The organism is Mesorhizobium sp. M4B.F.Ca.ET.089.01.1.1 (genome assembly GCF_004022605.1).
In the GTDB taxonomy this organism is placed as follows: Bacteria; Pseudomonadota; Alphaproteobacteria; order Rhizobiales; family Rhizobiaceae; genus Mesorhizobium; species Mesorhizobium abyssinicae.
This window is the reverse complement of record NZ_RZOS01000247.1, coordinates 1-8423: the sequence shown is the minus strand read 5'-3', so window position 1 is coordinate 8423 and position 8423 is coordinate 1. Positions and strand designations below refer to the sequence as shown.

At 66.0% G+C, this 8423-nt stretch carries 11 protein-coding genes and 1 pseudogene; 11 read left to right on the top strand and 1 reads right to left on the bottom strand.

Annotated elements, in window-relative coordinates:
• Positions 1–245, top strand: a 245-nt coding sequence (locus EN780_RS21305) for an amidohydrolase family protein (RefSeq protein WP_145970998.1), incomplete at its 5' end; no start/stop codon positions are given.
• Here the strand turns inward: EN780_RS21305 and phnF are convergent.
• Positions 242–991, bottom strand: coding sequence for a phosphonate metabolism transcriptional regulator PhnF (gene phnF, locus EN780_RS21300; RefSeq protein WP_128275232.1), 750 nt, complete (start codon positions 989–991; stop codon positions 242–244). The two genes, EN780_RS21305 and phnF, sit on opposite strands and share 4 nt — an antisense overlap.
• A gap of 134 nt (positions 992–1125) precedes the next feature.
• On the opposite strand from phnF, the gene phnG reads away from it, so the two are divergent.
• From phnG to EN780_RS21250, 10 genes and pseudogenes are all read left to right on the top strand, one after another.
• Positions 1126–1587, top strand: a complete 462-nt coding sequence (gene phnG, locus EN780_RS21295) for a phosphonate C-P lyase system protein PhnG (protein WP_128275231.1) — start codon at positions 1126–1128, stop codon at positions 1585–1587.
• Positions 1587–2191, top strand: a pseudogene (phnH, locus tag EN780_RS21290) (phosphonate C-P lyase system protein PhnH). The gene phnG and the pseudogene phnH overlap by 1 nt, the downstream one beginning before the upstream one ends.
• A 1-nt stretch (position 2192) precedes the next feature.
• Positions 2193–3305, top strand: coding sequence for a carbon-phosphorus lyase complex subunit PhnI (locus tag EN780_RS21285; protein ID WP_128275230.1), 1113 nt, complete (start codon positions 2193–2195; stop codon positions 3303–3305).
• Complete coding sequence (locus EN780_RS21280) at positions 3302–3487, top strand: hypothetical protein (RefSeq protein ID WP_128275229.1); 186 nt, start codon at positions 3302–3304, stop codon at positions 3485–3487. Before EN780_RS21285 ends, EN780_RS21280 begins: the two co-directional genes overlap by 4 nt.
• 104 nt (positions 3488–3591) lie before the next feature.
• Positions 3592–4491 (top strand): alpha-D-ribose 1-methylphosphonate 5-phosphate C-P-lyase PhnJ, encoded by a 900-nt coding sequence (locus tag EN780_RS21275; RefSeq protein ID WP_128275228.1) that lies wholly within the window; start codon positions 3592–3594, stop codon positions 4489–4491.
• The gene (phnK, locus tag EN780_RS21270) at positions 4488–5264 is read left to right on the top strand and encodes a phosphonate C-P lyase system protein PhnK (protein WP_127284110.1); all 777 of its coding nucleotides are present in this window, start codon (positions 4488–4490) and stop codon (positions 5262–5264) included. The genes EN780_RS21275 and phnK overlap by 4 nt, the downstream gene beginning before the upstream one ends.
• A gap of 115 nt (positions 5265–5379) precedes the next feature.
• Entirely contained in the window at positions 5380–6087 is a 708-nt protein-coding gene (gene phnL, locus EN780_RS21265; protein ID WP_128275227.1) for a phosphonate C-P lyase system protein PhnL, read from the top strand.
• Entirely contained in the window at positions 6084–6698 is a 615-nt protein-coding gene (locus EN780_RS21260; protein ID WP_127284112.1) for a DapH/DapD/GlmU-related protein, read from the top strand. The genes phnL and EN780_RS21260 overlap by 4 nt, the downstream gene beginning before the upstream one ends.
• Positions 6699–7100: 402 nt before the next feature.
• Positions 7101–7811, top strand: a complete 711-nt coding sequence (locus tag EN780_RS21255; protein ID WP_127284113.1) for a DUF1868 domain-containing protein — start codon at positions 7101–7103, stop codon at positions 7809–7811.
• 123 nt (positions 7812–7934) lie between these two features.
• Positions 7935–8423, top strand: a 489-nt coding sequence (locus EN780_RS21250) for an ATP-binding cassette domain-containing protein (protein WP_128275226.1), incomplete at its 3' end; no start/stop codon positions are given.

Genomic DNA, 8423 nt, shown 5'->3' with positions numbered 1-8423 from the left:
CCGGCCTGGTCACCGAGGCCGGGCCGAACTGGTCGGTCGCCGGCCTCAAACCCTATGCCGATCATCTCGTTGCCTGCTTCGGGCCGGACCGGCTGATGTTCGGCAGCGACTGGCCGGTGTGCGAGCTCGCCGCCACCTACGAGAATTGGCTGGCCGCCGCGAAGGAGCTTTTGGCAGGCCTTTCGCCGGCGGAGCAGGACGCCGTCTTCGGCGGCACCGCCGCACGCTTCTACGGCATCGGCTAGTCATTGGCCGACAGTTTGAGCTCCACCCGCTCCGCCGGAAACCGCGACTCGGAAAACTGGATCGGCTGACCGTCGAGCGTGACGTTGACCGCGACCGTCACCAGCACGATGGCGCCGGGCTGCAGGTCGAGATCGGCAAGATCGGCGGCATCGGCATGGCGCGCCGACAGCACCGTCGATTGCCTGAGATAATCGTTGATGCCGAAGCGCCTGAGCGATGCGGTGACCGATCCCGTCTCCGCCATGGCGGCATCGATGCCGGCGAAGCGCCTGGCATCGAACCAGGCGGTGGCGCGCGACACCGGATGGCCGTCGGCTTCGCCGCGTGTCTCCAGGCGGAGCACGGCGCCTCCCCTGGCGAGCTTCAAGGCATCGGCGATGCGCCGGCTGGCCGGCTCGACCGATGAGGCGAGCAGCGCGATATGCCGCTCGCTCGTCTGCCCCTGCAGGCCCGTCGAAAAGCGCGTGCGGGCGCCGATCGGGTAGGAAAGCCGCTTGCGCGACAAGACGAAGGTGCCGCGCCCCTGCTCGGCCCTCAGCACGCCCTCCTGCACCAGCGCCGCGATTGCGCTGCGCACCGTATGGCGATTGACGCCATAACGTTCGGCGAGCGCCATTTCCGGCGGCAGCGCCGCGTTCTCGGCAAAGTCGCCGGCCGCGATCCCCTGCAGGATCCGGTCGGCGATCTGCCGCCACAGCGAAACGCCGCTGCGCCGCTCGATGCTGGCTGCCTGCTGCCCACTCATGTCAGCCCCCGGTTCACCGCCCAGACTTTTCGCCGATGTCATCCAGCCGTCATGGACTCGCGCTAGCTAATGCGTATAATTTGTATAGTTGTCTATATCAATAGACAAATTTACGCAATCGACGGAGTGCTGCCATGCGAGGACAGGAAGCGCGCGAGCAGGCCGGGCGCAAGGCGGCGATGGCGACGCTGGCGCAGTCCGGCGGCGACGAGCTCGCCCGGCTTTGGAGCAAGGCCGGCCTGCCCCTGGAAGCCGAACTCTTGCGCGGCCCCGAAACCGGTCTGGTGACGGTGCGTGGCCGCATCGGCGGCGGCGGCGCGCCCTTCAATGTCGGCGAGGCGACGGTCACCCGCGCCACGGTGCGCCTGCCCTCCGGTCAGGTCGGCCATAGCTATGCGCTCGGCCGCGACAGGCAGAAGGCGAAGCTGGCCGCGATCGCCGACGCGCTCTGGCAGGACCCGGCCCTTCGCGAAATTGTCGAGACCAGGGTCATCGCGCCGCTGCGTACGGTGCTCAGCGAGGCGCGCGAAAAACGGCGCGCCGAGACAGCGGCGACGAAAGTGGATTTCTTCACCATGGTGCGCGGAGAGGACTGATGGAGACGCAAGCGATCGAGGGCGGCTTCGCCGATCCGGTCTTCAATGCGCAGACCGTGTTCCGCGCCGTCATGGACGCCATGGCGCGGCCGGGCAGCATAGAGCCGCTGCCGGGCCTCGCCCGCCCGCCGGCGCCGCTGTCGGTGACATCGGCGCCGTGGCGCTGACGCTCTGCGACAACGACACCCCGCTCTGGCTCGATCCTGCCTTGCAGGCCGAGGCGTCGGTCAGATCCTGGCTCGGCTTCCACACCGGCGCGCCGCTTGCCAACACGCCGGCCGACGCGCATTTCGCCATTGTAGCCAGGCCGGCCGAGATGATGGCGCTGGATGGCTTTTCGCAAGGCACGCAGGAATATCCCGACCGCTCGACGACGCTGATCCTCATCGTCAGCGATCTCGCCTCGGGCGTTCCCCTGCTGCTCGAAGGCCCGGGCATCGAGAAGATGGCGATGCTCGCGCCGGCCGAGATGCCGCGCCACTTCATCGAGCAGTGGAAGCAGAACAGCCAGCGCTTTCCGCGCGGCGTCGACATCATCCTGGCAGCACCGGACGGGGTCGCCTGCCTGCCCCGCACCACGCGCATCAAGACGATGGAGGCCTGACATGTATGTCGCGGTGAAAGGCGGCGAGGCCGCGATTGCCCATGCGCACCGCCTGCTCGCCGATCGCCGTCGCGGCGACCGCTCGGTGCCGGCGCTGCGCCTCGACCAGGTCGTCGAGCAGCTGGCGCTCGGCGTCGACAGGGTGATGAGCGAGGGTTCGCTCTACGACCGCGAGCTGGCAGCGCTTGCCATCGTCCAGGCGCGCGGCGACATGATCGAGGCGATCTTCCTCATCCGCGCCTATCGCACCACGCTGCCGCGCTTCGGCTACACCAGGCCGGCCGATACCGGCGCGATGCTGATCGAGCGGCGCGTGTCGGCAACCTACAAGGACCTGCCCGGCGGCCAGCTGCTCGGCCCGACCTTCGACTACACACACCGGCTGCTCGATCCCGAGCTTGCCGCCGGCGGCGGCGTCGCCGAGCCCATGCAACGTGCCACCGAGGCCGAGCCCATGCCGCGCGTCTCGGCGATCCTCGCCCGCGAGGGCCTGATCGAGGCCGATGGCGACATGCCCGGCGAGCATGTTCCCGGCGACATCACCCGCGAGCCGCTGCAGTTCCCGATGGCGCGTGACGTCCGCTTGCAGGCGCTGTCGCGCGGCGACGAGGGCTTTCTGCTCGCGCTCGGCTATTCCACTCAGCGCGGCTATGCCCGCAACCACCCCTTTGTCGGCGAGGTCCGTATCGGCGAGGTCGAGCTGGAGCTCGACGTGCCGGAACTGCCTTTCGCCGTGCCGCTGGGCTCGATCCGCGTCACCGAATGCCAGATGGTCAACCAGTTCAAGGGCTCGGCCAAGGCGCCGCCGCAATTCACCCGCGGCTATGGCCTGGTCTTCGGCCAGAGCGAGCGCAAGGCTATGGCGATGGCGCTCTGCGACCGTGCCTTGCGGGCCAGCGAACTAGGCGAGGACGTCGTCGCCGCCGCGCAGGACGAGGAGTTCATCATCTCGCATTCCGACAATGTCCAGGCGACCGGCTTCGTCGAGCATCTGAAGCTGCCGCACTATGTCGACTTCCAGGCCGAGCTCGATCTGGTGCGCCGCATGCGCGCCGAGCACGACGCGCGTGAAGATCACCGCACTGGCGAGGAGAAGCGCGAGGCCTCCGAATGAGCCTAGTCGCCACCCCCGCCATTGCCGCCCCCGCCATTGCCATTCCCGTCGCCGCCATCATGGGAATGGCTGCTGTGCCCGCCGACATAGCTGCCGTTTCCGCCTGTGACATGCGCGCCTTCTCTGAAGGTCGGCAAAAACAAACGCCGAAGAACAAACCCGACCATGCAGGCGAAGGCTAGAAGCAGAATTCCAATATGTATCCAACCGGTCTGGGTCATCCGACTTCGCCTTTATTTCCGTTTTCTGGGCGTCAATTCAATAGCAGGGAGTGGATGTGATCGCCATGACCGACATCGCCACCTACAACTTCGCCTATCTCGACGAACAGACAAAGCGGATGATCCGCCGCGCCATCCTCAAGGGTATCGCCATCCCCGGCTACCAGGTGCCCTTCGCCTCGCGCGAGATGCCGATGCCCTATGGCTGGGGTACCGGCGGCGTTCAGGTCACCGCTTCGATCATCGGCCCGGACGACGTGCTGAAGGTCATCGACCAGGGCGCCGACGACACCACCAATGCCGTCTCGATCCGCGCCTTCTTCAAGAAGGTCGCCAATGTCGCGGTGACTACCGACACCGCCAGCGCCACCATCATCCAGACCCGACATCGCATCCCCGAGCATCCGCTCAACGCAGGCCAAATTCTGGTCTATCAGGTGCCGATCCCCGAGCCGCTGCGCTTCCTGGAGCCGCGCGAGACCGAAACGCGCAAGATGCATGCGCTTGAGGAATACGGCCTGATGCATGTCAAACTCTACGAGGACATCGCCAGGCACGGCCGCATCGCCACCACCTACGCCTATCCGGTCAAGGTCGAGGGCCGTTATGTGATGGACCCGTCGCCGACGCCGAAATTCGACAATCCGAAAATGCATCGGTCGCCGGCTTTGCAGTTGTTCGGCGCCGGCCGCGAAAAGCGCATCTATGCCGTGCCGCCATTCACCGACGTGGTCAGCCTCGACTTCGAGGACCATCCGTTCGAGGTGCAGACCTTCGACCAGCCCTGCGCGCTCTGCGCGGCGGAGAATGTCTATCTCGACGAGGTCATCCTCGACGACCACGGCGGCCACATGTTCGTCTGCTCCGACACCGACCACTGCGAGAAGCGGCGTGAGGAAGGCCATCGCGGCCACCTAGCGCCTGACGCCCAACTTGCTCTCGAAAGAACGGAGCCGGCCGAATGACCGACGAACCGCTGCTGCGCGTCTCGGCGCTGTCCAAATTCTACGGCTCGCGCGTAGGCTGCGAGACTGTCAGCTTCGACCTCTGGCCTGGCGAGGTGCTGGCGGTGGTCGGTGAATCCGGCTCCGGCAAGACGACGCTGCTCAACTGCCTGTCGACCCGGCTGCTGCCCTCTTCCGGCACCGCCAGCTACCGCATGCGCGACGGCCAATGGCGCGAGCTTTATCGCATGAGCGAGGCCGAGCGTCGTTTCCTGATGCGCACCGACTGGGGTTTTGTCCACCAGAACCCGGCCGATGGACTGCGCATGACGGTATCTGCCGGCGCCAATGTCGGCGAAAGGCTGATGGCGGTCGGCGACCGCCACTACGGCAGGATCCGCGCCACCGCCGTCGACTGGCTGTCGCGCGTCGAGATCGACGAGGACCGCATCGACGACGAGCCGCGCGCCTTTTCCGGCGGCATGCGCCAGCGCCTGCAGATCGCCCGCAACCTAGTGACCGGGCCGCGCCTGGTGTTCATGGACGAGCCGACCGGCGGCCTCGACGTCTCGGTGCAGGCGCGCCTGCTCGACCTGCTGCGCGGGCTGGTCACCGACCTTGGCCTGGCGGCCATCGTCGTCACCCACGACCTCGCCGTGGCGCGACTTCTGTCGCAGCGCATGATGGTGATGAAGGACGGCCATGTCGTCGAAAGCGGACTGACCGACCGCGTGCTCGACGACCCACGCGCGCCCTATACGCAGTTGCTTGTTTCTTCGATTTTGCAGGTGTGATGATGGCGCCAGGTCACCCCCCTCTGTCACGGGCTATCTGCAACGTTGGAGATTGGCGAAACCGCACGAGGCCGCCCCTTCTCCCGCCGATCGGCGACAATAGGAGGACCTTCTGATGCCCACCCCTCTCGTTGTCTCCGACGTCGCCAAAAGCTTCACCATGCACCTGCGCGACGGCATCAAATTGCCTGTCGTCGCCGGTGTGTCGTTCTCGATCCGCGCCGGCGAATGCGCCGTGCTCGGCGGCCCGTCCGGCGCGGGAAAAAGCTCGATCCTGAAGATGCTCTACGGCAACTACGCCGTCGACGAAGGCCAGATCATCGTCCAGCACGAGAACGGCCTGATCGATCTCGCCAGCGCCAGCCCGCGCACGGTGCTTGCCGTGCGCCGGCAAACGATCGGCTATGTCAGCCAGTTCCTGCGCACGGTGCCGCGCGTCTCGGCCTTCGACGTCGTCGCCGAGCCGCTGGTCGAGCGCGGTGAGGAACGCGAGGCAGCACGAGAAAAGGCCCGCACCTTGCTTACCCAGCTTAACCTACCGGAAAGGCTCTGGGCCTTGCCGCCGGCGACGTTCTCCGGCGGCGAACAGCAGCGCGTCAACATCGCGCGCGGCTTCATCACCGAGCATCCGATCCTGCTGCTCGACGAGCCGACCGCCTCGCTGGACGCCAGGAACCGCGACGTGATGGTCGAGTTGATCGCCGCCAAGAAGGCGGCCGGCGTCGCCCTGCTCGGCATCTTCCACGACCAGGACGTGCGCGAGGCGGTCGCCGACCGCGTCATCGACGTCACCGCTTTCGCCGCAGGCAGGATTGCCGCATGACAAGGAAATTGTCGGAGACGCCGCTGGTTCATCCGACCGCGCAGGTCGAGAACTCGACGCTTGGCCGCTGGACCGAGATCGCCGACCGCAGCCGGGTTTCGGAAAGCGAGCTCGGCGACTATTCCTACATGATGCAGGACTGCGCCGTTTGGTGCGCGACCATAGGCAAGTTTTCCAACATCGCGGCCAGCGTGCGCATCAACGCCACCAACCATCCGACCTGGCGGCCGACGCTGCACCACTTCACCTACCGCGCCTCCGACTACTGGGACGATGCCGAGCACGAAAGTGAATTCTTCGCAGAGCGCCGTGCGAAACGCGTCACCATCGGTCACGACACCTGGCTCGGCCATGGCTCGACCATCCTGCCCGGCGTCACCGTCGGCGACGGCGCGGCGGTCGGCGCGGGCGCCGTGGTGTCGAAGGACGTCGCGCCCTACACCATCGTCGGCGGCGTGCCGGCGAAGCCGATCCGCGAGCGCTTCGACCGCCGCACCGCCGAACGCTACCAGGCGCTCGCCTGGTGGGACTGGGACCATGCCCGGTTGCGCGCGTCGCTCGACGATTTCCGCGCGCTTTCGGCAGAGGCTTTCCTGGAGAGGTATGGTTGACATTCACGGGAACGTGGTGTGGTCGTACAGTAATTTAATCTCGCTATATCAAACATCTCCTAGGGCCAGTCGTGTGGAAGGAGATCATTTCGTGGCTATACTGTTTATACCGGCGTGCATTGGGTTGGCGCTGGTTGTATTGGGGATTTGGGTCGTTCGGAGCCAGGTAAACCGCTGGAGTCGGTCCGACCGAGTCTCGTCCATTGTCTTGACCATCTTGGGCTTGGGCCTGGCAGCGGTAGGGGTGCTAATTCTCTTCGTGTTGGCGCCCATCTCCCGGTAGAACTGCCTCAACTGCTAGTGAGACCGCTAGCTTCGATACCTATGCCCAGGACGACGCCCCTAGATTCACATCTTTGACATACGAGTCGGACAAGAGGCGATCTCGCCAGGGAGATCGCCATGCTCGACAAAGCCAGACCCTCGCTCGCCGGCTTCTTCGAAGGCACCAACCCCGCGCCGCCGGTGCATCTCGGCACCCGCTACGACACGGCGGGCAATTTCCTGTTCGAGCCTGGCAACACCGTTGTCTCCCATCTCGTAGCCGGCTCACCCTCCGAAGCCGCTGTAGTCGCAGTGCGCGAGCGCATGCGCGCCATGCCCGACGCCGACCGGCTTGTCTTCACCCCGGTCTCCAGCCTGCATATGACGCTGTTCCAGGGCATCATCGAGCGCCGCCGCCGGCTCCCCTATTGGCCTCGGGATGTGCCGCTCGACACCAGCATCGACGACATGACCCGCCTTTATCTGGAGCGCCTGAAGGGCTTCGCGGGGAGCGGCGCGTTCAGGGTCAAGGCCATCGGTATCACCCCGAACGGCCTCACCGTCGCCGGCGCCTCGGAGGAAGACCGGCGCATCCTCCAGGCCTGGCGCGACGCGCTGTCGGTGCCCTTCGGCTATCGCCATCCCGACCATGACACCTACGTCTTCCACATCACCTTCGCCTACCAGATCCGCCGCCTTGCCGACGAGCGGGCGGCGGCGTGGCAGGATCTGTTCGATGACTGCCTGTCCTTCCTCGACCGCGAGGCGCCGGTCATCGAACTCCACCCGGCGGCCTTTTGCAGCTTCCGTGACATGGAGCATTTCGAGGAGCTCCTGGTCCTCGGCTGATGACTGCTACCGCGCAGCTGTGGGCGGTAACAAAACTGACATCAATCCGACACCGCAGGTTCATGGGGCTGCGCTAGCCAAGGTTAACAGACCCTGTAACCGACTGGACTGGAGCCTAGCCCCATGTCAGCAGCCTCTGCCACGCTCGAAATCCGCGGTGTCAGCCGACGATTCGGCAAGAACACCGCCGTCAGCGCCGTCGACCTGTCGATCCCGCAGGGCCAGATGGTCGGCATCATCGGCCGTTCCGGCGCCGGCAAGTCGACGCTTCTGCGCATGATCAACCGTCTCATCGACCCCAGCCAGGGGTCGATTTTTTTTGACGGCGCCGAAGTCTCGGCGCTGCAGGGCTCGCCGCTTAGGCGCTGGCAGCGCGACTGCGCCATGATCTTCCAGCAGTTCAACCTGGTGCCGCGCCTCGACGTGCTGACCAACGTGCTGCTTGGCCGGCTAAACCACCGCTCGACGCTGTCCAATCTGTTCGGCATTTTCTCGCGCACCGAATGCGCCGAGGCGGTTGCGGCGCTTGAACGCCTCGACATCGCCCGCACCGCGCTGCAGCCGGCTGGCACGCTGTCCGGCGGCCAGCAGCAGCGCGTGGCGATCGCGCGC